At 35.2% G+C, this 1126-nt stretch carries 1 pseudogene; it reads left to right on the top strand.

Features of this window, described 5'->3' with window-relative positions:
- Positions 1-1126, top strand: a pseudogene (locus PTZ02_RS14205) (OmpL47-type beta-barrel domain-containing protein); the annotation flags it as partial.

Here is a 1126-nt window from a genome sequence, read left to right on the forward strand (position 1 = left end):
GGACAATTTGACATATACCATTACAAATGGAAATGATATTACATTAAGTTGGACAACTATTCCTTATGCAACAGGGTACAAAATCTACCAGATTATTAATGGTCAAAAAGTCTTAGTAAGGACTTTAACTGGTACAACTACAACATTTACCAATATGACTGGCGGCGATTATACTTATGAAATTCATTCATATTCCACCCGCTTTGGAGAATCTACAGATGACAGTAGTATAATCTTTAATTTGGTTCCTCCGGTTATGCAGTCACCGGCAAATGTAATGCAAACAATCAAAAATGCTACTGATTTTACCTTAAGTTGGGATGAATCTCCATATGCTACAAGCTATAAAGTTTATCAGATAATTAACGGACAACTAGTTTTAAAAAGCACGGTAACTGGTACAACGGTTTCATTCACAAATATGTTATCTGGTCAATATAATTATGAAATTCACTCATATTCAACCCGCTTCGGAGAGTCAGCAGATGGCAGTGATATTACTGTTAACTTAAACGGGCAAATAATGCAGGCACCAACAAATCTAACTTACAGCATTACAAATGGCAACGACATAACTTTAAAATGGACAGCTACACCGTATGCCACAAGCTATAAAATTTATCAAGTAATTAATGGACAGCCAGTTTTAATGAAAACAGTGACTAGCACTTCTGTAACATTCACTAATATGTCTGGTGGAGATTATTACTATATTGTTGACTCCGTATCTTCACTTTTGGGGGAATCTCCCATTGGAGCAGAAACTACTTTTTCTTTAGTACTTCCAACAATGACTGCACCAAGCAATCTTGTTTATAAGCTTCAAAATATTAATGATATTACATTAACATGGTCACCTGTAACATATACTAACAGTTATAAGGTCTACGAATTAATTGATGGTCAGTTGGTTCTAAAGACTACTGTAACTTCTACAACAGCAACCTTAACTAACGTGTCTGAAGGTAATCACACTTATGTTGTTACTTCAGTAAGTAATAGATTCGGGGAATCAGCAGATGGAAGCCAGGTATCACTTTCAATTGTTTTCCCAACTATGCAGGCACCAGCCAACTTAACATATAGTATTGCAAATGGAAATGATATTACTTTAAAGTGGACTGCA

It is taken from the genome of Clostridium sp. 'White wine YQ' (assembly GCF_028728205.1).
GTDB lineage: Bacteria > Bacillota > Clostridia > Clostridiales > Clostridiaceae > Clostridium_T.